Source organism: Bradyrhizobium sp. USDA 372 (assembly GCF_053629095.1).
The window spans coordinates 4,497,472-4,520,895 of record NZ_JBRJHR010000001.1 but is presented as its reverse complement, the minus strand read 5'-3'; the positions used below and the strand labels follow the sequence as shown (position 1 = coordinate 4,520,895).

The following is a 23,424-nucleotide window of genomic DNA, read 5'->3' as shown; positions in this document are numbered from 1 at the left end:
GCAAGGTATTCTACTCCGCGGCCCCCGCTCGCCGCCCCGGCGCCGGTCCCACATACCTTGCCCGCGGCCTGATCAGCTTGCCGAACTGCAATTGCTCGCTGGCATGGGCGATCCAGCCGACGCTGCGGGCCATCGCGAACAGCGCGAGTTCGCTGCCGGCGGGCAGGCGCAATGCGTGCACCAGCACGGCGAGCGCGTAGTCGATATTGACGAACTCGCCGGTGGCTTCCGCAATCCGCTCCGGCACTTCCCGGGTGAATTTTCGCGGTGCGCCGGCTCGCGACAGCGCGTTCAGCAGCGACTGCGCACGGGGATCGCCGCGCTTGTAGACGCCGTGTCCGAAGCCGGCAAAGCGCTCGCCGAGCGCGACGCGTTCGCGCACAACAGGCGCGACGTCGCGGTCGACCAGGGTCTTGACGAGCTGCGAGGCCAAGACGCCGGCGCCGCCATGCTTCGGCCCCTTCAATGCGGCGAGGCCGGCAATGACGGAGTCATAAAGGTTGAGGCCGGTCGAGGCCGCGCAGCGCGTGGTGAAGGTCGAGGCGTTCAGCTCGTGGTCGGCCAGCAGCACCAGCGCGCGGCGGATCAGATCGGGCGCGTGCTTGTTGTCCGCCGCCCAGGCGCGCGCGACCTGCTGATGCAGCGGCTCGGCCGAGGCTTCCGCATTGAGCATGGTCGCAACCAGCAGGCGGACGATGCGTGCACCGACCATGGCGCGCCCATCGGGCGCCCGGGTGAAGGCGCGGGGATCGACGCTCGCGGCCAGTGCCAGCACGGCGATGGCGCGGTCGATCGGCGCCGCCCGGCGCGCGGCCGCTGCGATCGTGCGCATCTCCTCGGACATCTCTGGCTGATTATCCGGATCGAACGGATCGACGTCGGCGACATCCCACAGCAGCGTCGCCGTGTGCTCCAGCGTGTCGTTCTCTGAAAGATCGACGCAATTGACGCCGCGGTAGATCGCGCCCTCCTCGGTGATGGTCGAGATCTCCGTGTCCATCACCGGCAGGTCGGCATCGAAGCTGCGCAGGCCGCGCGGCTCCGGCGACGGCACGCGCCGTTCTTTGAGCGCGCGGACGTCCTCGGCGCGATAGCGGTTCTTGCGCGAATCCGGCGTCGGCTCGGAGCGGATCAGGCCGCGGCTGACATAGGCGTAGAGGGTGGCCGGGGAGATCGCGAGCTCGGCGGCGGCTTCCCGGGCGGAGAGGTACAGCCCATCGGAATTTTTCATATTGATTTATGTAATCAAGATTGATCAACGTGTCGAGAGGCCTGACCTTATCCTCCTGAACAGGAGATTTTGGCCATGAACATCCACCTCACCAAAAGCCAGATCGGGCTGGACGGCGTTCCCGCGGCCGAGACCGTGCTGAGCCATGTCGATGGCGAGCGCGGCGAGCTGATCATCGCTGGCGAGCATGTCGGGCGGCTCGCCGCCATCTCGAGCTTCGAGGGCGTCACCGCCCGGCTCTGGAACGGCGCCAACAAGACCACCCTCACCGAAGCCAATGTGCGCTCACACCTGGGCGCGGCGCGCGAGCGCGCCTTCGCGCGGCTGCCGGACCTGCTGCCGGCGACGCGCGGCATGGGCGTCATCGACGGGTTCCGGGCGGCCGTCGCCGGACTTCGCGCCGAGCCCGGGCTGGAGCACGAGGCGACGATCGTCGGCGCATTTCCGGTGATCGCGGGCGCACTGGTCCGGCGCGCGAGGGGGCTCGAGCCGGTCGCGCCCGATCCGAACGTGAGCCATGCCGCCGATACGCTGCGCATGTTGCACGGGCGTTCGCCGGCCGCGCGCGAGGTCACGGCATTGGACGCCTATCTCGTCACCGCCAGCGACCACGGCATGAACGCCTCGACCTTCACCGCGCGCGTGGTGGCCTCGACGCAGGCCGATCTGTTCGCGGCCGTTACCGCCGGCTATTGCGCGCTGACCGGTCCGCTGCATGGCGGCGCGCCGGAGCCGGTGCTGGAAATGCTGGACGCGATCGGCTCGCGCGAGCGCATCCAGCCCTGGGTGGATGCGGCGCTGGCGCGCGGCGAGCGGATGATGGGTTTCGGTCACCGCGTCTATCGCGTGCGCGATCCGCGCGCCGACGTGCTCAAGACCGCGGTCGAGGCGCTGGCGTCCAATGGCACCGACCTGCCGTTTGCCGGCGAGGTCGAGGCCTATATCCGCAGCGCCCTGCGCAAGAAGAATCCGGACCGGCCGCTGGAGACGAACGTCGAGTTCTTCACCGCGATCCTGCTCGATGCGCTGACGATCCCGCGGCAGGCGTTCACGCCGATCTTCGCGGTCGCGCGCAGCGCCGGCTGGACCGCACACGCGCGCGAGCAGCAGCGGACGGGGCGGTTGATCAGGCCGAGCTCGTCGTATGTCGGGGCGATGCCGGTGGCGTGAGGTGGCGCGGATCTCTCCGCGAGTCCGGGAATCGTAGGGTGGGCAAAGGCGCACTTGCGCCGTGCCCACCATCTCTCTCGATCGCAAAAATCGCGTGGGCACGCTTCCGCCGTCGCTCTTCGAGCTATGGCGGACAAGTCGCTTTGCCCGCCCTACGACACTGCCGTCCGCGCGAAAACCGGGACGACACCGGAAGGTACCGCGAGTCCTACGCCTCGCGCACCACCGTCTTCAGATAATTATACGCCTTGATGATCTCGATCAGGCGGTCTTCGGTGGAGCGGTCGCCGCCATTGGCGTCGGGGTGGTGCTGCTTCACCAGCGCCTTGTACTTGGTCTTGACGTCGGCGAGCGTGGCGCTGGGGCCGAGGCCCATGACCTGGAGCGCCTTGCGCTCGGCGTTCATCACCTTGCGCGTCTCGGCCTTGGGCTCCGCTTCGGGGCCCTTGCGCCAGCTGGCGCGGCCGTTGATCTCGGAGAACATGCTGAAAGGATCGGCCGCCATGTCGATCTCTTCCGCACCCTTCTTGCCGCCATTGGCGCCCATCTTCCAGGTCGGGCGGTGACCGGTCAGCGCATCCTTCTGGTAGCGCGCAACGGCTTCGGCATTCATGCCGGAGAAGAAATTGTAGTTCTGGTTGTACTCGCGCACGTGGTCGAGACAGAAGTGCCAATACTCGCGCTGGTTCTCACGGCCCTTCGGCGCGCGGTGCGAGCCCTTGTTGGCGCAGCCCGCCCACTCGCAATTGACCGCGGTGTCGCGCGGCTTCACTTCCGGCTGCTTGCCCCGCGGCTTCACGCGGATGGAGTCGAAGAACTTTGATGAATCGATCGGCATGGCTGACTTTGACTACGCAATGCGAAAACCTTCAAGTCTTGACATTGCAATTCGCTGAGCACCCGGTCGCGACGAGCCTGGACGTCCGGGTATTGACGGGGTGCGACCGCGCACCTTAATGGCACACATGGCTATGAAAGACACTATCAGCAACAAGTTGCAGGAAGCTTTCACGCCCGAAAGCCTGCAAGTCGTCGACGAGTCACATTTGCATGAGGGCCACGCCGGCCATCGGGCGGGCGGCGAGACGCACTTCCGTGTGTATATCGTGTCTGCCGCCTTCAAAGGGAAGAGCCGGGTCGACCGTCATCGCATGATAAATTCGGCGCTCGCCGCGGAACTTGCCGGCAGCGTGCACGCGCTCGCGATCAATGCGCAGGCGCCAGGGGAAGGTTAGAACGAAGTCCCGGCCCGTCTCGGCTTGGCCTCTTCCAGCTCGGCCTCGCGCGGCACCGGTGAAATACGGAGCGCGGTGATGCGGTTGCGCTCGCGGCGGAGCACGCGGAAGCGGAAGCCGTGGAAGGTGAAGCTCTGGCCGCGGTCGGGGATCGAGCGCGCCTCGTGAATGACGAGGCCGGCGACCGTGGTTGCCTCTTCATCGGGCAGATGCCAGTCCATGGCGCGGTTGAGGTCGCGGATCGGCACCGAGCCGTCGACGACGACGGAGCCGTCGGGCTGGCGGCGCACGCCGGCCACCACCACGTCATGCTCGTCGGAGATATCGCCGACGATCTCTTCCAGAATGTCTTCCAGCGTCACGAGGCCTTCAACCTCGCCATACTCGTCGACGACGAGCGCGAAATGGGTCTTGCGACGGCGGAACGCCTTGAGCTGCTGGGATATCGGCCGCATCTCCGGCACGAACCAGGGCGGCAGCATGATGGTGGAGACGTCGATGCGCGAGGTCTCGCCCTCCGACGCGCGGATGGCGCGCAACAGATCCTTGGCGTGCAGAATGCCGATGATGTTCTCCGGCTTGTCGCGCCACAGCGGAATGCGGGTGTATTCGGTGGCCAGCACCTCCCGCACCAGCTCCTCCGGCGGCAGGTCGGCATTGATCATCACCATGGCGGTGCGGTGAACCATCACGTCGGACACCGTCAGCTCGCCGAGGCGGAAGACGTTGTGAATGTATTCGGCCTCGCCGCTCTCGATCTTGCCGTGCACGGCGGATTCCTCGACCAGGCCTTCGATCTCCGAATCGGTCAGGATCTCGTGTTGCGAAAACTCCTGGACCCCGATCAGGCGCAGGATCGCGCTCGAGGCCGTGTTGAGGCACCAGCTCAGCGGATAGAACACCAGATAGGAGACATGCAGCGGATAGGCGATCCACTGCGACACCGGCATCGGCTCCCGGATCGCCAGCGTCTTCGGCACCTGCTCGCCGATGATGATGTGCAGCGACGAGAAGACCAGGAAGCCCGCCACGAAGGAGGTGAAGTGCAGCGTGGCCTCCGACAATCCGAGCGGGCTGAGAACAGGGCTCAGCAGCGCCGACACGGTCGGCTCACCGATCCAGCCGAGACCGAGGGAAGCCATGGTGATGCCGAGCTGGCAGCAGGCGAGATAGGATTCGATATTCCCCATCATGGTCTGCAGCAGGCGAGCGCCGAAGCGGTTCTGCTCGACCATGGCCTTGACACGGAAGCCGCGGCTCTTCACCAGCGCAAATTCCGCCGCCACGTAGAACGCGTTGGCGGCGAGCAGGAGGGCCGCAAGCAGAAGATTGATCGAGATCGAACTCATGTTTGCCTCGCGACCGCCCCGGCATTCCCCGCCGTTTCGCGGGCGGCCGATCTGAACGGTCCCGCCATCACTGCGCGAGCTTCTCTTTCAGGAAGTCGCGCACCGGCGCTGGCTCGACATCCTTCGCGATCACCGCGCGGCCGACCGCCTCCAGCAGGATGAAGGTGAGCTTGCCGCGCTTGACCTTCTTGTCCTGTGCCATCAACGCCATCAGCGCGTCGGCGTCGGCAAGGCCTTCCTGCGCAAAGCCCGCGATGTCCTGCAGGCGCGTCGGCAGGCCGGCATCGATGAGGTGACGCTCGACACGTGCGGCATCGGCCGCGCCGATCATGCCGAGCTTCGCGGAGAACTGCGCCGCCAGCGTCATGCCGATGGCGACGCCCTCGCCGTGGAACAGGCGGTCGGAGAAGCCGGTCGCAGCTTCCAGCGCGTGACCGAAGGTGTGACCGAGATTGAGCAGCGCGCGTTCGCCGGTTTCGCGCTCGTCGCGTGAGACGATTGCGGCCTTGGCGCGGCAGGAGGTCGCGATCGCATGTTCGCGGGCCGAGCCTCCCCTAGAGATGTCGGCATGGTTCTTCTCCAGCCAGGAGAAGAAGGCTTCGTCGCCCAGCACGCCGTATTTGGCGACCTCGGCATAGCCGGCCCGGAACTGACGCGGCGACAGCGTGTCCAGCACGGCGGTGTCGGCGATGACGAGCACCGGCTGGTGGAAGGCCCCGAGCAAGTTCTTGCCCTGCGGCGAATTGATGCCGGTCTTGCCGCCGACGGATGAATCGACCTGAGCGAGAAGCGAGGTCGGCACCTGCACGAAATCGACGCCGCGGCGCAGGATGGCCGCGGCAAAGCCGGCGAGATCGCCGACCACGCCGCCGCCGAGCGCGATGACGAGATCGTTGCGCTCGATCCGCGCGGCGATCAGGGCCTCACTGACCTTTTCGAGGCCGGCATAGGTTTTCGAGATCTCGCCTTCCTCGACCACGATGCGCGAGGTCGGAATGCCGGCGGCCGCAAGCGATGCTTCGGTCGGCTCGAGCCAGTGTTTTGCCACGGTGCGATCGGTCACGATCGCCGTGCGCACGCCGGGACGCAGCGCGGCGATGCGATCGCCGAGCGAGGCCAGCACGCCGCGGCCGATGACGATGTCATAGGCGCGATTCTCCAGCGCGACGCCGACGTTGATGGGATCGGAATGCTTCAACGGCGCCGTCATCTTAACGCACTCGCAACGTCTTGAGGTGGTGGGGCGGACTGCTCGCCGCAGAGATGAGCACGCAGCGTCTCGATGCACTCCTCGACGATTTTGTCGTGGGGCACGTCGCGCGAGGCGATGGTGAGGTCGGCTTTGCCATAGACCGGCTCACGCTCGGTGAGCAGGCGCGTCACCGTCCCTTCCGGATCGGCAGTCTGGAGCAGCGGACGGTCGGCACGGCGGCGGACGCGGCGCATGATGACGTCGTGGTCCGCCCGAAGCCAGATCGAGACCGCCTTGGCGGCGATGCGGGACCGCGTCTCCTCGCGCATATAGGCGCCGCCGCCGGTTGCCAGCACCACGGGTCCATCGTCGAGCAGCCGCGCGATCACCCGTGTCTCGCCCTCGCGGAAATGCGCTTCGCCATAACGCTCGAAAATTTCCGGTATGGTCATGCCGGCCGCCGCCTCGATCTCGGTGTCGGCATCGACGAAGGGCAGCTTGAGCCGGGCCGCGAGCCGCCGGCCGATGGTGGATTTGCCCACCCCCATCATGCCGACGAGCACGATCGAGCGCGCGCCGAGCGCCGACAGGATGTCGGCCTCGGGCGAAGCAGGAAGCGGCAACGCGGCGTCGGACATCGTCTCGCTCGACTGGATCTCGCTCGAACTGCCGCCAGATGCGGCATGCTTTGGCCACCTATACGACCCCATGGGGGCCCTCGCCAGAGGACTCTTGCCACGAAACGGCGAACATGTTGGATGATTTCATTGGTTAATTTGGCTGCCGAGCCCCTACCCGAGACTCCCGAACGATGCCGAGCCTGTTCCGCTTCCTGACGGTCGTTGCTGTGATCGCCGGCATCGTCTATGGCGTGGTCTTCGCGCTGGCGAACTTCGTCAATCCGAAGCCGCGGGAAATGACGGTGACGATCCCGCCGGACAAATTTCTCAAGAAATAGGAGCTAGCCTCCAGGGCATGCGCAACCCGCCCTCAGACGCCAAGCTCATCGGCCTGTTCCTCGACATGCTCGCAGCGGAACAGGGCGCCGGCCCCAACACGCTCGACGCGTACCGCCGCGACCTCACCGATTTCTCCGAATTTCTGGGCCGGGTCGGCCATACCTTCGTGGATGCCGAGACCCAGAGGCTGCGCGACTATCTCGCCGATCTCGACACCCGCGGTTTCAAGTCCACCAGCGTCGCCCGCCGGCTATCGGCGATGCGGCACCTCTACCGTTTCCTGCTGAACGAGCGCATCCGCGGTGACGACCCCGCGGCGATCCTGTCAGGCCCGAAGCGCGGCCGCGGCCTGCCAAAAGTGCTGTCGATCGCCGACGTCGACCGCATGCTCCGCCGCGCCAAGGAATTGAGCGAGGCGGAAGATGCCTCGCCCTCCAGGCGGCTGCGGGCGCTGCGGCTCTACTGCCTGCTCGAGGTGCTCTACGCCACGGGCCTGCGCGTCTCCGAGCTGGTGGCACTGCCGCGCTCGGCGGCCAAGCGCGACGCCCGCATGATCGTGGTGCGCGGCAAGGGCAACAAGGAACGGCTGGTGCCGCTCAACGACGCCTCGCGGCAGGCGATGGCGGATTATCTCGCCGCGACGGAAGCAGCAAAGGCCGACAGGAAGAACAGCGTGGCCGCCTCGAAATGGCTGTTCCCCTCGTTCGGCGAGAGCGGACATCTGACGCGACAGCATTTTGCCCGCGACTTGAAGGAGCTCGCGGTCGCCTCCGGCCTGCAGGCCCGGCTGGTCTCCCCGCACGTGCTGCGCCATGCCTTTGCCAGCCATTTGCTGCACAACGGCGCGGACCTGCGCATCGTGCAGACCCTGCTCGGCCACACCGACATCTCGACGACCCAGATCTATACCCATGTGGTCGAGGAGCGACTGAAGAGCCTGGTGCGCGACCTGCACCCGCTGGCGGAGAAGTGAGGATAAGTGAGAGGTCTTCGTGCCCCGGACGCAGCGCAGCACGTCAGTGATGCGCTGCTGAGCCGGGGCCCAGGCCGCGCTGGGTCCCGGCTCTGCGCAGCAGCGCTATAAAAGCGCTGCAGCGCGTCCGGGACACGACAGCCCAGCCAGACGACGAGGAAACCGCCTTGACTTCGGCCAGATCTCCGCGGAAAGAGCCGGGGCCTTTCGACTGATTTGGCCGACTGCCGCCAGCACACAAGCCAACTCCTTGAAGACGCTACACTTCTTTCCGCAACCCCAACTCGCTTCGCTTCTCAAGCCCCGTCCCCTTATATTGAGTTGATGCAAGACCAGATGCGCAGCTATCTCGACTTCGAAAAGCCCGTCGCCGAGCTCGACTCCAAGGTCGACGAATTGCGCGCGCTCGCCGCCACCGGCACCGACATCAGCGACGAGGTCGGACGGATCGAGGACAAGGCGGCGCAGGCGCTGGCCGACCTCTATGCGAACCTGACGCCGTGGCAGAAGACGCTTGTGGCGCGGCATCCGCAGCGGCCGCATTTCAACGACTTCATCAAGGGCCTGATCACCGAATTCACCCCGCTGGCCGGCGACCGCAAGTTCGGCGAGGACGAGGCGCTGGTCGCCGGCTTCGGCCGCTTCCGCGGCGAGCCGATCTGCGTGATGGGCCAGGAAAAGGGCGATTCCACCGAGAGCCGCATCCGGCACAATTTCGGCATGGCGCGCCCCGAAGGCTATCGCAAATGCGTGCGGCTGATGGAGATGGCCGAGCGCTTCGGCCTGCCGGTGCTGTCGCTGGCCGATTCCGCCGGCGCCTATCCCGGCATCGGCGCCGAGGAGCGGGGACAAGCCGAGGCGATCGCGCGCTCGACCGATGCGTGCCTGGCGCTGACCGTGCCGAACGTCGCGATCATCACCGGCGAGGGCATGTCGGGCGGCGCCATCGCCATCACCACGGCCAACAAGGTCTTGATGCTGGAGCACGCGATCTACAGCGTGATCTCGCCGGAGGCGGCGTCCTCCATTCTCTGGCGCGACGGCACCAAGGCGCAGGAAGCCGCCAACAACATGAAGATCACCGCCCAGGACATGCTCCGCTTTGGCGTGATCGACGCCATCCTGAAGGAGCCGGTCGGCGGCGCCCACCGCGACCCCGCCGCCATGATCGCCACCACGGGCGAGGCCATCGCCAAGGCCTTCGATGAGCTCCGGAACTTTGATGGGGATGCCATCCGCAAGCAGCGGCGGCAGAAATTCCTCGATATCGGCCGGAAACTGGGCTGATTCGCCTCGATTCCGGTCTCGGTAGGGTGGGCAAAGCGAAGCGTGCCCACCATTTTACGCCTCGCAACGGACAGATCGTGGGCACGGCGCTTCGCGCCTTTGCCCACCCTACGAGACCTTTCGCAGCCCCCGGTAACCCAGCGTTAACCCTTTTTTTTGCCCAAATCGGCGATCTGAGTCCTGCTGGGCCAAAAGCCCAAGTTCCGTCCCAAGTCGCGTCCATTTAGTCTCTGTTGACCATGCCACTGGGCCAACGCCCTCGTGATCCCCGCTCGGGTTGCGACCACATGCCCCAGAGGTTAGAATTTTAATCAATGGCTTCAGGGCATAAGCGCTGGAGCGGGGTCTGACCGGGCCCGTCTCGGCGGGTCGGTTTTCCGGTCGGATTGCGCTTCGGGAGAATTGGGGTTCGCGCTTCAATGCCCGGCACGGTGTGGGGTCCATCTTGATTTCTCGTTCGCTTGCTCGCGCGCTCTTGGCTTCGGTTGCGCTGATGACGGCCGGCGTTCTGCTGTCCGGCTGCGACACCGATCAGGTCTCGCTCGCAACCAATGCCAAGGCCAATCAGCCGGTGCCGCCGAAGCTGATCGCCGCGATGGCCGAGAAGAACATGGACCTGCAATCGCCGATCCTGGTCCGCTTGTTCAAGCAGGAGGCGGAGCTCGAGGTCTGGAAGCAGACCCGCAACGGCCAGTTCGCGCTGCTCAAGACCTATCCGATCTGCCGCTGGTCGGGCGATCTCGGCCCCAAGGTGCGCGAGGGCGACCGCCAGGCGCCGGAGGGATTCTACTCGATCAATCCGGGCCAGATGAATCCTCAATCGGCGTATTACCTCTCGTTCAACACCGGCTATCCGAACGCGTTCGACAAGGCGCTGGGCCGCACCGGCTCGCAGCTGATGGTGCACGGCGACTGCTCTTCGCGCGGCTGCTACGCGATGACGGATGAGCAGATCGCGGAGATCTATTCGCTGGGGCGCGAATCCTTCTTCGGCGGCCAGAAGGCGTTCCAGCTGCAGGCCTATCCGTTCAAGATGACGCCGGTGAACATGGCCAAGCACCGGAACAATCCGAACATGGCGTTCTGGAAGATGATCAAGGAAGGCTATGATCATTTCGAGGTGACGCGGCAGGAGCCGAAGGTCGATTTCTGCGAGAAGAAGTACGTCTTCGACGCGGCGAAACCGGCCGATGCCAAGCGCGATCCGGTGTTCGACGCCTCGGCCAAGTGCCCGGCCTATGTGATCCCCGAGGAGATCGCCAGCGCCGTGCGCGAGAAGCAGGCCAAGGACGAAACCGAATACGCAAGGCTGGTCGCCAAGGGCACGCCGGTGGCGCGGATGAACACCGGCATCGATGGCGGCATGAACAAGATCTTCGCCGCCAAGATTCCGGAAGGCTCGACCGGCCTGTCCGAGGGCGCCGAAGGCACCACGCTGCAGATGCTCGCCATGGCGAAGGCGCCCGGCACCATCCCCGGCCACGTCAACCCGCCCAAGCCGAACCTCGACGCCGTCGCGTCCGCGCCCGCACCGAAGGAAGAGCCTGTCGTCGCCGTCAGCACGCCCGCGACCGGCACCCGCGTCGCCGCGGCGCAGCCTGCCGAAAAGTCCCAAGAAAAATCCGGCGGCTTCTTCTCCAATCTCGGCCGCAAGATGGGGCTCGGCACCGCCGATACCACCACGCCGGCGCCGCAAGCCACCGCGTCCGTGGCCCCGGCCGCCCAGACCTCCACGACGCCGGCCACGGCCGCCTCGAGACTCAAGGCCGCCGTGACTCGCTTCGTGCCGGGGCAGGACAAGTCCAAGGATTCAGTAAAGGACGCGGCGAAGGACACGCCGAAGCCGGCCGTTGCGACCGCCAAGCCTGCCGAGCCGCCGAAACCCGACACCCGCCTCGCCGCGACACGCCCGGCGCTGAAGCCGTCGGTCTCGGACGGCGCGGGTGACAATGCCCCGATGATGGCCGGCGCCGCGCCGGTGGTGCAGTCGAACTCGTTCGACAGCCGGTTCTCGGCGGTGAAGTAAAGCACGCTACTTCGGACAAACAAAATTTCGCTTTACCCGAACCCCCGAAACACCCTATCCTCCACGCCATCTCATCCCTCCGGAAGGGGCGGGTCGCGATCGTCACGGTTCGTGGGGTGGGTTGCGGTGGACGCGGGCGGCGTTGGCGCCAGATGCGGTCGCAGGGCGGGTAGTCCCCGTGAGCGATCAGCGGGCGTGGTACGACGGCGCTGCCGTGCCCTTGCGAGGCCGAAAGGCGAAGCAGGGCCAGCGTACGGCAAAATCGTGTGGTCCTGGCGCCCGCAGGCTGGCGTCAAGTCTCCGCGGTGGTGTGGGTGCCCGACCGGGTTGCCCACATCAGCGATCTGGCGAGGCGACGGGGGCAAAAGTGCAACGCTCCCCGGGGAGAGCGCGACATAAGCCGTCAAACCACTGCGCAGGGAAGGCCGGTTATCGGGCTGCACCTGTGTCTCCCCTGTGAGCGTCTACTCTACGCATCATGCACAGGGGCTCGTGGGTGCCAGCCGGTACCCGGCCTTCCCTGCGCCCTTCCGACTCGAAGGGCGTCAGAAGCGAAGCAAAACCCGGACGCGGAAGCGCTGCGGGATCGCGATGCCACGTTCGGCTGTCTGACAATTGAAGAAGCGGACGGGGTGCCGCGCCAGTCTTGGTCAAGCGCCGGGGTATCGCATATGGAGCGATCTCGCTTGTGGCCATCCTTCGAGACGCCCGCCGTTGGCGGGCCCTCAGGATGAGGATCGAGAGCGTTGCACCAGTTTCAACAGGCTCCGATGCTGCTTAGCCTCATCCTGAGGAGACCGCGAAGCGGTCGTCTCGAAGGACGAGGCGCGCGCTCAGCTCGCGCAACGGGCCATATCCCTACGGCGCCAGATAGCGCATCAGCTCCGGATTGCCCCTCACCTCCGCCGCCTCTTCCTGCAGCGCGACTCTTCCGCGGTCGAGCACGTAAGCATAATCGGCGACGCGGAGCGCGAGGTCGAGGTGCTGCTCGACGATGATGACGGCGATGGTCTTGGCGAGCTCGATCAGGCGCTCGGTGATCTCCTCGATGACGCCGATCCAGACGCCTTCGGTGGGCTCGTCCAGCAGCAGCAGCTTGGGATCGCCCAGCATGGCGCGGCCGATCGCGAGCATCTTGCGCTCGCCGCCGGAGAGCGTGCCGGCGGGTTGGTCGAGGCGCTGGCCGAGCTTTGGGAAGATGGCCAGCACGCGGTCGATTGCGGAGGCGTCCTTGCTCGCGAGCGAGCCGACCGCGAGATTGTCGCGCACCGACAGGCGCGCGAACACCGAATGCTCCTGCGGCACGTAACCGATGCCGGCGCGGACGCGCTCCTGGGTGGCGCGGCGACTGATGTCGCGGCCATCGAATGCGACCTCGCCCTTCCATGCCGGCAGCTCGCCGACGATGGTCTTCATCAGCGTGGTCTTGCCGGCGCCGTTGCGGCCGAGCACGGCGACGCCGCCGCGCCAGGGGATGCCGAGGCTGACGTCGAACAGGACCTGGCTGCGGCCGTAGCCGGCGTCGAGATGCTTGATGTCCAAAAATTCAGGCACGGCGCAGATAGATCTCCTGGACGGATGTGTTGGCCTGGATCTCGGACACCGTGCCTGTTGCCAGCACCTTGCCCTGGTCGAGCACGGTGAGGCGGTCGCAGATGTCGCGGATGAAATCGAGGTCGTGCTCGACGATGACGAGCGAGCAATGCTTTTTGATCGGTTGCAGCAATTCGCCGGTGACGCGACGCTCCTCCAGGCTCATGCCGCCGGTGGGCTCGTCGAGCAGCAGGAGCTTCGGTTTGCCGGCGAGTGCCATCGCGATTTCCAGCCATTGCTGCTGGCCGTGCGAGAGCGCGGCGGCCGCATCGAAGGCGCGGTCGGCGAGACGGAACTGCCTCAGCATGGTCATGACCTGATCGTGCAACGCGCCGCGTGTGCGCGAGAACACGAGGTCGAACAGCGAGGACTGCGCCTGCAGCGCGAGCAGGATGTTGTCGTAGAGCGTCAGCGACGGCAGCACGGACGTGATCTGGAATTTCAGGCTCATGCCGGCGCGGGCGCGCTCGGTCGGCGTGAACGCGGTGATGTCGGTGTTGACGAAGGAGACTTTTCCTTGCGTCGGCACCTCGGCCCCGGCGATGCACTTCATCAGCGTGCTCTTGCCCGAGCCGTTCGGGCCGATCAGGCCGTGAAACTCGTTCTCGCCGACCATGAGGGCTGCGCCGTCGAGCGCGGTGAGCTTGCCGAAGACTTTCTTGATGCCGGCCGCTTCAAGGAGCATTGCGCGTCTCCTTGATTTTGGCGCCGAAGCTGCCGACGCGTTCGCGCTCGCCGAGGACAAAACTGATCAGGCCGAGCGGCCGGAACAGGATCACGAGCAGGAGCAGCAGGCCGAGGATGATCGGCCAGATGTCGCGGTAGTTGTCCGAGAGCCAGAAGCTGACGCCTTCGACGATCACGGTACCGATGACGGCGCCGATCAGCGTGCCGGAGCCGCCGAACAAGACGTAAAGCACCACTTGCGTCGAGACCACGACGCCGACCATGTTGGGCCAGACGAAACCTTCGTGAAAGGCATAGAGGCTGCCGGCGAGACCGGCGACGGCCCCGCCGATGGTGAAGATGATCGCTTTCAGGTGCTGCGCCTTGTAGCCGAAGAAGGCGATGCGCTGCTCGTTCTCGCGCAGGCCGGCCAGCGCCAGGCCGAACTGCGAGCGCACCAGGAAGCGGCAGAGCAGATAGACCACGACGAGGATGCCGAGCACGAGATAATAGAAGGCCGGCCCTTCCGTGAAGTCGTAAGACCCAAGCGACATCGGCGCGATCGAGGGGATGCCGTTCTGGCCGCCGAGATAATACCAGCCGCGCGCCAGACGATCGGCGGCGTAGGAGCCGGTCAGCGTGCCCAGCGAGACGAAGATCACGCTGGAGGGGTGCCGTCCCAGCAGCAGGAAGCCGCCGAGCAGTAGCGCGAAGGTCAGGCCGATCAGCGTGCCCGCCGGCAGCACCAGGAAGATGTTGGTGATGCCGAGGTCGCGCGCGAGCAGGGCGACGCCGTAGCCGGCCGAGCCGAAGAACAGGGCCTGGCCGAAGCTCATGATGCCGGCATAGCCCCAGACCAGGTCGAACGACAGCGCGAACAGCGCGAGGATGACCACGCGCGTCGCGAACACCGTGAGATAGTCCTGCAGCACCAGGGGCGCGAACAGCGCCGCGACGAGCACAAGGCCCTCGACGATGGGCAGGATTTTTCGTCCTGCCTCGACGCGGCCATTGGCCTGTTCCGCCGCTGCGCCTTCAGCCATCGCACCGTCCACTTCGTCGTCCGCGTCGGCGACGATGGCCTCTCTTACCACACTCATCGGCTTCAGCATTCCACCTCAGCATTCCTTGGGATCGACGAGACCGTTGCTGCGCCCGACGATCTCGTAATTGCCGCTCTTGGCGACCGCGGTGTACATCTTCATCTTGCAGTGCCGCTTGCCCGGCACCATTTCGGCGGGTCCACCGGGACCTTCGGCGATCTTGGCATGGTCGAGCGCGGCGGCAACGGACTCGCGGTCGATCTTGCCGGCTTCCTTCACCGCCGCTTCCCACAGCTTGAGGCCGCGATAGGTGCCGGTGGCCGCGCTGCCAGCGGCGAACAGGAAGTTGCCCGGGAAGTCCTTCTCATAGGCCGCCTGGATCTTGGCGTCGAACGGGTTCTCCTTGGTCAGCACCTTGAAATAATCGAGGCAGCTGGCGAGGCCCTCGATTTCGGCAGCCTGGTTGATGTTGAGCGTGTTCTCGTCGTAGTAGACGCAGGCGAGACGTCCGCCGTTCTTGAGGAAGCCGGCTTCATAGAGCTGCTTGAAGAACGGTCCGACGCCGGGCGGGATGACGGTGTTGAAGACGACGTCGACCTTGTTGGAGATGATGCGGTTGACGGTCGCGGAGAAGTCGACCTGGTCGAGCGGGTAATATTCTTCGAACACGACCTCGCCGCCACTCGCCTCGATCACCTTGCGGGCGTAGACGTTGAGGGTATGCGGCCAGACATAATTGGCGCTCGGCAGCGCGAACTTCTTGCCGCCGTTCTTGATCAGCCAGGGGATGAACTCGTCGCATTGCTGCGCCGGCGTCGGGCCGGTGCAGAACAGGTAGGGCGTGCACTCCTTGCCTTCGTAGAGCTGCGGATAGATGTAGAGCGTCTTGCCGCGCGCCACGATCGGGTCCTTGATCGCGTTGCGCATCGACGAGGTGATGCCGCCCAGAACCATGTCGACCTTGTCGCGCTGGATCAGCTTGCGGACATTGCCGACGGCGACGGATTCGTTGGATGCGGTGTCCTCGATGTAGAGCTCGAGCGGACGGCCGAGCAGGCCGCCGGCTCCGTTGATCTCCTTGATCACCATTTTCGCGACGTTGGCGTCGGCATTGCCGGCATAGGCGATTGGGCCGGTGAGGTCGGTGGCGATGCCGACCTTGATCGGCGCCTCCGCCGCATTGGCCCAAGGCGCCGGGATCACCCAGCTGCCGACGCCGGTTGCGACCGCGCCCGATGCAAAGGCGAAATTGGAGAGAAAGCGGCGGCGTGAAAGCTGCGTACGATCGAACATGACTAAACCCCTTTTCCAGCGATGAGACCTTGCGGACGGAATTTGATGAAGACGATGGCAAGGACGAAGACGAGGACGTCGGCGACGACGGGCGCCATCACCCAGGGCAGCGCCGCGCTCAGCGTGCCGATGACCCCCGCGCCCGCGACCGGGCCGATGAAGGAGCCGACGCCGCCGACCATGACCGCGACGAAGCCCTGGATCAGGAAGCGCAGGCCGAGATCGGCAAACAGGCTGAACACCGGCACGATCAGCGCACCGGCCAGGCCGGCGAGCGCTGCTCCGAAGGCAAAGGTGGCGCCGTAGATCAGCGGCGTTGAGATGCCCGAGGCACGCGCCAGCGACGGGTTCTCCAGCGTCGCCCGCACGCGCAGGCCGAAGCTGGTGCGCGACAGCAGCAGATAGCAGAGGCCCATCACCAGCAGCGTGATGACGATGATGGTGAAGCGCCAGGCCGAGATGTGCATGGCGCCGATGTCGATCGAGCCGCCGATCGGCTCCGGCACGGTGAGATAGAAGCCGCCGATCAGCCCGCGAACGATCTCGCGGATGATCAGGCCGAGCGCATAGGTGCCGAGCATGGCAACGATCGGCGCGGCGTAGAAGCGCCGGATGATCAGCGCCTCCAGCACGAAGCCGAGAGCGCCGACCACGAAGGGCGCTGCCACCATGCCCGCCCAGATCGGCAGGCCCTTGGCATAAGCGAGATAGGTGATGTAGGCGCCGAGCAGAACGAACTCGCCCTGCGCGAAGTTGAAGATGCCCATCATGCTGGCGATGATCCCGAGCCCCAGCACGATCAGGACGATGATCGCACCGAAGCTCAGGATTTCGAACGCTGCGACGAACGCGTTAGCCATGTGGTGGTGTTCCGTTCGTCTGGACTAATCCCTCGTTCACATCTTCTTCCAGTCGCCGATCTGCTCGAAGGCATGGGCGGCGCGGTAGATGGTGGATTCCTCGAACATGCGGCCGACCAGCATCAGGCCGACCGGCAGGCCGTCGACCATGCCGCAGGGCAGCGACATCGCGGGATGATGGGTGATGTCGAACGGCGCGGTGTTCGAGATCATCTCGAGCGCGCGAGCGACGTAGTCCTCGCGGCTGGCATTGGGCTCTGGTAGCTTGGTCGCCTTCATCGGCGTGGTCGGCATCAGCAGCAGATCGTAATCCCCGAACGCCTTGTCGTAGGCCGCGGTCAGCCGGCGCGAGATGTTGAGCGCCTTGCCGTAGAAGCGTGGACCGAAATTGTTGTTGATGTAGGTGCCGAGCATCATGAACAGTTTCGTGGTCTCGGACAGCGAGTCGGCCTGCCGGCGCCAGCCGCGATGGAAATCCATCAGCGAGGTCGAATAGAGATCGCCGCGGCTGAGGCCGTAGCCATCGCCGAACATCATGGTCTGGGTCAGGCCTTCGGTGCCGATCGGAGTCCAGATCGCTCCGCCCATGAGGTGCATCGGAATCGAGACGGTCTCGACAGTGGCGCCCAGATCCTTGAAGCGCTTTGCGGCCTCGCGCACGCTTTCGTTCACCGCAGACTCGGCGGTCGGCTGCTCGAAACCCTCCTTGAGGATGCCGATCTTCATGCCCTTGACGCCCTGGCCGAGCGCCTTGGTGTATTCCTCGACCTTCGGGGCCTTGATCCTGGGATCGTAGCCGTCATCGCCGGCGAGCACCTCGAGCAGCAGCGCATTGTCGGCGACGGTCGCGGTCATCGGGCCGGTGTGATCGACATAGATCTCGATCGGCATGATGCCGGTGTAGGGAACGAGGCCCCAGGTCGGCTTCATGCCGTAAATGCCGCAGAACGACGACGGCATGCGGATCGAGCCGCCCTGGTCGCCGCCGATCGCCATGTCGACCTCGCCGAGCGCGACCACGACGCCCGATCCCGAGGACGAACCGCCGGCCGAGTAGCCCATCTTGTGCGGATTATGCACCGGCCCGTAGGAGCCGGTGTGGCTGCCGCCGGACAGGCAGAAATGCTCGCAATGCACCTTGCCCTTGATCTCGGCGCCGGCATCCAGCATGCGCGTGACGATCGTGGCGTCGAAATCGGGCACATAGCCTTCCAGCGTCGACGAGCCGTTGGTCATGGGCACGCCGGCCAGCATGATGTTGTCCTTCAGTGCAACGGTCTTGCCCTTGAGCTTGCCGCTGGCGGCGCCCTTCACGGTCGACTTGCGATACCAGGCATTGCGCGGGTTCTCTTCGGCCGAGGGCCGATAGCCCGGCGTGCGCGGATATTTCACCTCGGGCAATTCGTCCGGCATCGCGGCAACGAGATTGTAGGCTTCGATCGAGCCCTGCATGAGACCGCGGAACGAGGCGACGTCATCATCGGTGAGCGAAAGGCCGCACTGCTCGGCGACACTGCGAAGTTGGGCTGGCGTGGGAAGGGCAACTGTCACGGCGCTCTCCTTGAAGGCTTCTTGATCCCTGGCACTGATGGAAGCCTCTCGCCCTCGCCTTGGGGGGTGCGGGTCAACCGGCTTCACGTGGTTACTAGAGACGGAAATATTTTCCTTTTCAACTATTATTTCGCGAGAGCGCTGCGGCGTATCGGCAGCCGTCGCTCAGAGCGTCTTGATGATCTTGAAGTCGAGACCGTCGGCTTCAGCGAGGTACATCGGCATCTCGGCACGGCCGTCGCGAAGCGTCACGGGACCGCGGCCCGCCGAGTAGACGGTGTTCCGCGCGGCCTTCAGCAGCGGACGAAAGGCCAATGATCCGGCACGGTTGGCGACGGATTCCAGGAAGCGCAGCCCCTCATAGTTCGACTGACCGACGGAGCCGACCGGCGGCGCGTTGGCACCGAACATGGAATAATAGGCACCGAGGAACTCGTCATTGGCGCGCGAGACCAGGCCGTTGAAATAGCCGGAGGCGCAGAACAGATTCTCGGTGTTGTCGGCACCGATGCCGAGCAGCACGGTCTCGTCCATCGCACCTGCAAGCCGCAGCGTCGAGGTGGCAAGGCCCGCTTCGGCGAAGGCGCGGTTGAAGGTGATGCTGTCGGTGCCGATCAGCGAGATCAGCACCACATCCGGCTTGGCGGCACGGATCCGCGCCAGATGCGGCTCGTGATTGTCCTCGCCTACGGGTACGAACTCCTCGCCGACGACCTGGCCGCCCGCCTCCTTGATGTAGCGCTTGACCGCGCGATGCGACTGCCAGGGCCAGACGTAATCACTGCCGATCAGGTACCAGCGCGCCGCCTTCTTGACGTCCGCGAGCCAATGGATCGCCGGCCGGCTCTGCCAGCGCGGCGTCTCACCGATCGCCATGACGCCCGGCGTGCGCTCGCCGCCCTCATAGACAGGCGTGTAGATGTAGGGGATGCGGTTGCCGGTGACCTTGCGCAGTGCGACGCGGACCGCGCTGATATGCGAGCCCATGATGAGGTCGACCTCGTCGAGTGCAATCGCCTGCTCGGCACGGCGCACCACCTCCTCGATCGGTCCGCCGGAATCGTAGATCGACAGTTCGAGCTCGCGGCCGAGAATGCCGCCGCGCTTGTTGATCTCGGCAACCGCGAGCATCGCGCTGTTGGTTGAGGTCGGGCCCCAGATTCCGGGCGAGCCGGTGAAGGTGAGGAAATTGCCGATGCGCAGCTTGCTGCGCGCGCCGCGCCGCCTCATGAAATGCGCATCGACCGGAGACAGGTCGAAATCCGCCGCCGATGACGACAAATTCCTGAACAGCAAGGACGGCGGCAACGCCGGACCGCCGTGAGCCGGGAAGTTTACCGTCGCGTGCACGCCAACTCCTGTCTGAGACCAGACTTGAAAGCACATTGAGCAGGCGGCCGCGGCTTCCGCCCTTTTGTTGGGCAATGATCCTATTTTGAAAATATTGAATATTCAAGAATTGAAGTGCATATAGATGCAGCATTGTTTGCAAGACATTCACTCATTTGGGTCAAGACGAAGTCTTAGCCGTGGCAAAACCGTCGAAAGAAAACTCCCCGATCACCGAACATCTCGCCTACCTGCTCGCGCAAGCCAACCGGGAGATCAACCGGCAGCTCGAATTGCGGTTGAGCAAGGAAGGCGTGCCGGTCGAGCAATGGCGCATCCTGAAAGTGCTGTCGGATGGCGAGGGCCATTCGATGGGCGAGCTTGCGGACGCCGTGCTGCTCAACCATCCGACGCTGACCAAGATGATCGACCGCATGGTCTCCGACACGCTGGTCTATCGCGTGCAGGACCCGAACGACCGCCGCAAGGTGCTGATGTTCATCTCCGACCGCGGCAAGGTGCTGTGCAAGAAGCTCAACTCGCTCGCGGTCGACCAGGAGGAGCACATCCTGGAGAGCTACGGCGACAAATCGACGAGCGAATTGAAGCGGCTGCTGGAGAGCTTGATCGATAGCTCGAATTGAGCGCGAGCTACACCCTCAACTGTCATCGCCCGCGGAGGCGGGCGATCCAGTATTCCAGAGACGATTGTGATTGAGCCGAAAGGCTGGGGGGTACTTGATGCCCCGCCTTCGCGGGGCATGACAGCATCACCTAATCACTACGCATACCGCCCGTGGCAGTGCTTGTACTTCTTGCCGCTACCGCACGGGCAGTCCTCGTTACGGCCGACCTTGCCCCAGCTCGTCGGGTTCTTCGGATCGCGCAGCGCAGCGTCGGTAGCCTGGGCGCCGAGGGTGACGCTGGCGAGGGCCATCTCGTCTTCGCCGGTGTTCGGATCGAACTTGTGCGCCTCCATCGGCGGCAGCACCGGGGCTTCCTGCTCCGGCGGGACGATCTCGACACGCATCAGCTGCGCCGTGACCGCCTCGCGCAAGTGAGCGCTCATCTCCTGGAAGAGATTGAAGGCTTCGGTCTTGTACTCCTGCAAGGGATCGCGCTGGCCGTAGCCGCGCAGGCCGATGACCTGGCGCAGATGGTCGAGCATGATCAGGTGCTCGCGCCAGAGATGGTCGAGCGTCTGCAAGAGGATGGTCTTCTCGACGTAACGCATCACGTCGGGACCCCATTGCGCGACCTTCGCCGCCATGTGCTCGTCGGCCTTGGTCTCGATGCGGTTGAGCAGCTCCTCGTCGGCGATGCCCTCTTCCTTGGCCCATTCGTCGACCGGCAGGTCGAGATCGAGCACGCGCTTCAATTCGTCCTTCAGACCCGCGACGTCCCACTGCTCGGCATAGGCATGCTCGGGGACGTGCTTCGCGACGAGGTCGTCGATGAAGGCGTGGCGCATGTCGGCGACCGTCTCGGCGACGCTCTCGTCCTTCATCAGCTCGACGCGCTGATCGAAGATCACCTTGCGCTGGTCGTTCTGGACGTTGTCGAACTTGAGGAGGTTCTTGCGGATGTCGAAGTTGCGCGCCTCGACCTTCTGCTGCGCCTTCTCCAGCGCCTTGTTGATCCAGGGATGGATGATGGCCTCGCCCTCTTGCAGGCCGAGACGCTGCAGCATGCTGTCGAGGCGATCCGAGCCGAAGATGCGCATCAGATCGTCTTCCAGCGACAGGAAGAACTTCGAGCGGCCGGGGTCGCCCTGACGGCCGGAACGGCCGCGCAGCTGGTTGTCGATGCGGCGGGATTCGTGGCGCTCGGAGCCGATGATGTAGAGGCCGCCGGGCTTCTTCACGGTCTTGGCGGGCTTGCTTCCCTTGGCCGGCTCGACCTCGACGGTCTCCTCGGCCTTCAGCACGATGTCGCGGAAATGCTCGATGTCGGCCTTGATCTGCTCGATCTTCTTGGCCTTCTCGGCTTCGTCGGTGATGCCGGCCGTTTCCTGCTGGATGCGCATCTCCAGGGAGCCGCCGAGCTTGATGTCGGTGCCGCGGCCGGCCATGTTGGTGGCGATCGTGATCGCGCCGGGCACGCCGGCCTCTGCGACGATATAGGCTTCCTGCTCGTGGAAGCGCGCGTTCAGCACCGCGAACAGCTTGGCCGGCTTGCCGGCGCGGGCGGCGGCATAGAGCTTGTCGAGCGCGCCCTCCTTGCCGAAATCGATCTGCTTGTAGCCGTTCTTCTTGAGGAAATCGGCCAGCACTTCCGACTTCTCGATCGAGGCGGTACCGACCAGCACCGGCTGCAGCCGCGCATTGGCCCGCTCGATCTCGGCGAGGATGGCCTGATATTTTTCCTTGTGGGTGCGATAGACCTCGTCGTCCTCGTCGAGGCGCGCGATCGACAGATTGGTCGGGATCTCCACGACCTCGAGCTTATAGATGTCGAACAATTCATCCGCTTCGGTCGCGGCGGTGCCGGTCATGCCCGCCAGCTTCTCGTACATGCGGAAGTAGTTCTGGAAGGTGATCGAGGCCAGCGTCTGGTTCTCGGGCTGGACCTGGACGTGCTCCTTGGCCTCCAGCGCCTGGTGCAGGCCTTCCGAATAGCGGCGGCCCGGCATCATGCGGCCGGTGAATTCGTCGATGATGACGACCTCGTTGTCGCGGACGATGTAGTCCTTGTCGCGCGTGAACAGCGTGTGGGCGCGCAGGGCCTGGTTGATGTGGTGCACGACGGAGACGTTCTCGACGTCGTAGAGCGATTCGCCCTTGAGCTGGCCGGCATCGCGCAGCAGCGTCTCGATCTTCTCCATGCCGCCTTCGGTCAGCGTCACCGTGCGCTGCTTCTCGTCGACCTCGTAGTCGGTCTTGTCGAGCTTGGGCAGGAAGCCGTCGATGGTGTTGTAGAAGTCGGAGCGATCGTCGAGCGGACCGGAGATGATCAGTGGCGTGCGCGCTTCGTCGATCAGGATGGAGTCGACTTCGTCGACGATGGCGAAGAAGTGCGGCCGCTGGACCATGTCCTCGAGCCGGTACTTCATGTTGTCGCGGAGATAGTCGAAGCCGTATTCGTTGTTGGTGCCGTAGGTGATGTCGCAGGCATAGGCCGCCTTGCGCTCGGCATCGTCGAGGCCGTGCACGATGACGCCGGTGGTCATGCCGAGGAAGCTGTAGATCTGACCCATCCAGCCGGAGTCGCGGCGGGCGAGGTAGTCGTTGACGGTGACGACGTGGACGCCCTTGCCGGCGAGCGCGTTCAGATACACCGCAAGCGTTGCGACCAGCGTCTTGCCTTCGCCGGTCTTCATCTCGGCGATGTCGCCCTCGTGCAGCACCATGCCGCCGATCAGCTGGACGTCGAAATGGCGCTGGCCGAGCGTGCGCTTGGCGGCCTCGCGCACGGTGGCGAAGGCGGGGACCAGCAAGTCGTCGAGCGTCTTGCCGTTCGCGAGCTGCTGCTTGAATTCCGCGGTGCGGGCCTTGAGCGCCTCGTCGGAAAGCTTGGCGAGCTCAGGCTCCAGCGCGTTGATCGCGTTGACGCGGGACTGATATCCCTTCACCCGCCGGTCGTTGGCGGAGCCGAAAAACTTGCGGGCGAGCGCGCCGATCATGCCTAGTTCCTGTGTTCGCGATTTAACCGCGTTGGGCCCAAGAAG

Annotated in this window: 20 protein-coding genes; 7 read left to right on the top strand and 13 right to left on the bottom strand. The window is 65.0% G+C overall.

The genetic code is table 11. The features are described from left to right. Positions 1 to 10 precede the first annotated feature (10 nt). Positions 11 to 1,231, bottom strand: a complete 1,221-nt coding sequence (locus tag AB7M16_RS21315; protein ID WP_260381729.1) for a citrate synthase family protein — start codon at positions 1,229 to 1,231, stop codon at positions 11 to 13. A 75-nt stretch (positions 1,232 to 1,306) separates the two neighbouring features. Between AB7M16_RS21315 and AB7M16_RS21310 the strand changes: the two genes are divergently transcribed. After that, entirely contained in the window at positions 1,307 to 2,401 is a 1,095-nt protein-coding gene (locus AB7M16_RS21310; RefSeq protein WP_453945127.1) for a citrate synthase/methylcitrate synthase, read from the top strand. Between the two features lie 208 nt (positions 2,402 to 2,609). Here the strand turns inward: AB7M16_RS21310 and AB7M16_RS21305 are convergent, their stop codons facing one another. Beyond that, entirely contained in the window at positions 2,610 to 3,239 is a 630-nt protein-coding gene (locus tag AB7M16_RS21305) for a J domain-containing protein (RefSeq protein ID WP_036014711.1), read from the bottom strand. Positions 3,240 to 3,357: 118 nt separating this feature from the next. Between AB7M16_RS21305 and AB7M16_RS21300 the strand changes: the two genes are divergently transcribed. Further along, the gene (locus AB7M16_RS21300; RefSeq protein WP_193760624.1) at positions 3,358 to 3,636 is read left to right on the top strand and encodes a BolA family protein; all 279 of its coding nucleotides are present in this window, start codon (positions 3,358 to 3,360) and stop codon (positions 3,634 to 3,636) included. On the opposite strand, the gene AB7M16_RS21295 is transcribed toward AB7M16_RS21300, so the two are convergent. The 3 genes from AB7M16_RS21295 to AB7M16_RS21285 all read right to left on the bottom strand — a co-directional run bounded on the left by AB7M16_RS21295 (position 3,633) and on the right by AB7M16_RS21285 (position 6,815). Beyond that, entirely contained in the window at positions 3,633 to 4,985 is a 1,353-nt protein-coding gene (locus tag AB7M16_RS21295; protein ID WP_172786541.1) for a hemolysin family protein, read from the bottom strand. The genes AB7M16_RS21300 and AB7M16_RS21295 overlap by 4 nt on opposite strands. Before the next feature lie 67 nt (positions 4,986 to 5,052). Then, positions 5,053 to 6,195: a 3-dehydroquinate synthase gene (gene aroB / locus AB7M16_RS21290; RefSeq protein ID WP_453945126.1), complete on the bottom strand. Its 1,143-nt coding sequence runs from the start codon at positions 6,193 to 6,195 to the stop codon at positions 5,053 to 5,055. Continuing rightward, positions 6,192 to 6,815, bottom strand: coding sequence for a shikimate kinase (locus AB7M16_RS21285; protein ID WP_172786751.1), 624 nt, complete (start codon positions 6,813 to 6,815; stop codon positions 6,192 to 6,194). The genes aroB and AB7M16_RS21285 overlap by 4 nt, the downstream gene beginning before the upstream one ends. Before the next feature lie 173 nt (positions 6,816 to 6,988). On the opposite strand from AB7M16_RS21285, the gene AB7M16_RS21280 reads away from it, so the two are divergent. The 4 genes from AB7M16_RS21280 (at position 6,989) to AB7M16_RS21265 (ending at position 11,422) form a co-directional block, all read left to right on the top strand. Next, complete coding sequence (locus tag AB7M16_RS21280; RefSeq protein WP_035669499.1) at positions 6,989 to 7,135, top strand: hypothetical protein; 147 nt, start codon at positions 6,989 to 6,991, stop codon at positions 7,133 to 7,135. A gap of 17 nt (positions 7,136 to 7,152) precedes the next feature. Beyond that, positions 7,153 to 8,109, top strand: coding sequence for a site-specific tyrosine recombinase XerD (gene xerD / locus AB7M16_RS21275; protein ID WP_453945125.1), 957 nt, complete (start codon positions 7,153 to 7,155; stop codon positions 8,107 to 8,109). A 324-nt stretch (positions 8,110 to 8,433) separates the two neighbouring features. After that, a complete protein-coding gene (locus AB7M16_RS21270) occupies positions 8,434 to 9,396 on the top strand; it encodes an acetyl-CoA carboxylase carboxyltransferase subunit alpha (protein ID WP_036042616.1) in 963 nt (320 codons plus the stop codon). A gap of 493 nt (positions 9,397 to 9,889) precedes the next feature. Further along, the gene (locus AB7M16_RS21265; RefSeq protein ID WP_453945124.1) at positions 9,890 to 11,422 is read left to right on the top strand and encodes a L,D-transpeptidase family protein; all 1,533 of its coding nucleotides are present in this window, start codon (positions 9,890 to 9,892) and stop codon (positions 11,420 to 11,422) included. Positions 11,423 to 12,280: 858 nt separating this feature from the next. Here the strand turns inward: AB7M16_RS21265 and AB7M16_RS21260 are convergent. The 7 genes from AB7M16_RS21260 to AB7M16_RS21230 form a co-directional block, all read right to left on the bottom strand. Further along, positions 12,281 to 12,976, bottom strand: a complete 696-nt coding sequence (locus tag AB7M16_RS21260) for a branched-chain amino acid ABC transporter ATP-binding protein (RefSeq protein WP_453945123.1) — start codon at positions 12,974 to 12,976, stop codon at positions 12,281 to 12,283. Further along, a complete protein-coding gene (locus AB7M16_RS21255; RefSeq protein WP_453945122.1) occupies positions 12,969 to 13,700 on the bottom strand; it encodes an ABC transporter ATP-binding protein in 732 nt (243 codons plus the stop codon). Before AB7M16_RS21255 ends, AB7M16_RS21260 begins: the two co-directional genes overlap by 8 nt. Beyond that, positions 13,690 to 14,793 carry a branched-chain amino acid ABC transporter permease gene (locus AB7M16_RS21250; protein ID WP_453945121.1) on the bottom strand — a complete coding sequence of 368 codons (1,104 nt, stop codon included), beginning with the start codon at positions 14,791 to 14,793 and terminating at the stop codon, positions 13,690 to 13,692. The genes AB7M16_RS21255 and AB7M16_RS21250 overlap by 11 nt, the downstream gene beginning before the upstream one ends. Positions 14,794 to 14,799: 6 nt before the next feature. Next, complete coding sequence (locus AB7M16_RS21245) at positions 14,800 to 16,017, bottom strand: substrate-binding protein (RefSeq protein WP_172786534.1); 1,218 nt, start codon at positions 16,015 to 16,017, stop codon at positions 14,800 to 14,802. A gap of 2 nt (positions 16,018 to 16,019) precedes the next feature. Further along, positions 16,020 to 16,877, bottom strand: coding sequence for a branched-chain amino acid ABC transporter permease (locus tag AB7M16_RS21240; protein WP_271497989.1), 858 nt, complete (start codon positions 16,875 to 16,877; stop codon positions 16,020 to 16,022). Positions 16,878 to 16,913: 36 nt separating this feature from the next. Then, on the bottom strand, positions 16,914 to 18,428 hold the full coding sequence (locus AB7M16_RS21235; RefSeq protein WP_212258926.1) for an amidase: 1,515 nt from the start codon (positions 18,426 to 18,428) through the stop codon (positions 16,914 to 16,916). 165 nt (positions 18,429 to 18,593) lie between these two features. Next, positions 18,594 to 19,778, bottom strand: coding sequence for a substrate-binding domain-containing protein (locus AB7M16_RS21230; protein ID WP_172786531.1), 1,185 nt, complete (start codon positions 19,776 to 19,778; stop codon positions 18,594 to 18,596). A gap of 179 nt (positions 19,779 to 19,957) precedes the next feature. On the opposite strand from AB7M16_RS21230, the gene AB7M16_RS21225 reads away from it, so the two are divergent. After that, positions 19,958 to 20,401 carry a MarR family winged helix-turn-helix transcriptional regulator gene (locus AB7M16_RS21225; RefSeq protein WP_172786530.1) on the top strand — a complete coding sequence of 148 codons (444 nt, stop codon included), beginning with the start codon at positions 19,958 to 19,960 and terminating at the stop codon, positions 20,399 to 20,401. A gap of 137 nt (positions 20,402 to 20,538) precedes the next feature. Here the strand turns inward: AB7M16_RS21225 and secA are convergent, their stop codons facing one another. Beyond that, positions 20,539 to 23,379 (bottom strand): preprotein translocase subunit SecA, encoded by a 2,841-nt coding sequence (gene secA, locus AB7M16_RS21220; RefSeq protein WP_453945120.1) that lies wholly within the window; start codon positions 23,377 to 23,379, stop codon positions 20,539 to 20,541. Positions 23,380 to 23,424 lie beyond the last annotated feature (45 nt).

Bases quoted from the DNA above. Each gene is read 5' to 3' on its own strand.
- AB7M16_RS21315 (WP_260381729.1), bottom strand. From the start codon at position 1,231: ATGAAAAATTCCGATGGGCTGTACCTCTCCGCCCGGGAAGCCGCCGCC.
- AB7M16_RS21310 (WP_453945127.1), top strand. From the start codon at position 1,307: ATGAACATCCACCTCACCAAAAGCCAGATCGGGCTGGACGGCGTTCCC.
- AB7M16_RS21305 (WP_036014711.1), bottom strand. From the start codon at position 3,239: ATGCCGATCGATTCATCAAAGTTCTTCGACTCCATCCGCGTGAAGCCG.
- AB7M16_RS21300 (WP_193760624.1), top strand. From the start codon at position 3,358: ATGGCACACATGGCTATGAAAGACACTATCAGCAACAAGTTGCAGGAA.
- AB7M16_RS21295 (WP_172786541.1), bottom strand. From the start codon at position 4,985: ATGAGTTCGATCTCGATCAATCTTCTGCTTGCGGCCCTCCTGCTCGCC.
- aroB (WP_453945126.1), bottom strand. From the start codon at position 6,195: ATGACGGCGCCGTTGAAGCATTCCGATCCCATCAACGTCGGCGTCGCG.
- AB7M16_RS21285 (WP_172786751.1), bottom strand. From the start codon at position 6,815: ATGTCCGACGCCGCGTTGCCGCTTCCTGCTTCGCCCGAGGCCGACATC.
- AB7M16_RS21280 (WP_035669499.1), top strand. From the start codon at position 6,989: ATGCCGAGCCTGTTCCGCTTCCTGACGGTCGTTGCTGTGATCGCCGGC.
- xerD (WP_453945125.1), top strand. From the start codon at position 7,153: ATGCGCAACCCGCCCTCAGACGCCAAGCTCATCGGCCTGTTCCTCGAC.
- AB7M16_RS21270 (WP_036042616.1), top strand. From the start codon at position 8,434: ATGCAAGACCAGATGCGCAGCTATCTCGACTTCGAAAAGCCCGTCGCC.
- AB7M16_RS21265 (WP_453945124.1), top strand. From the start codon at position 9,890: ATGACGGCCGGCGTTCTGCTGTCCGGCTGCGACACCGATCAGGTCTCG.
- AB7M16_RS21255 (WP_453945122.1), bottom strand. From the start codon at position 13,700: ATGCTCCTTGAAGCGGCCGGCATCAAGAAAGTCTTCGGCAAGCTCACC.
- AB7M16_RS21250 (WP_453945121.1), bottom strand. From the start codon at position 14,793: ATGCTGAAGCCGATGAGTGTGGTAAGAGAGGCCATCGTCGCCGACGCG.
- AB7M16_RS21245 (WP_172786534.1), bottom strand. From the start codon at position 16,017: ATGTTCGATCGTACGCAGCTTTCACGCCGCCGCTTTCTCTCCAATTTC.
- AB7M16_RS21240 (WP_271497989.1), bottom strand. From the start codon at position 16,877: ATGGCTAACGCGTTCGTCGCAGCGTTCGAAATCCTGAGCTTCGGTGCG.
- secA (WP_453945120.1), bottom strand. From the start codon at position 23,379: ATGATCGGCGCGCTCGCCCGCAAGTTTTTCGGCTCCGCCAACGACCGG.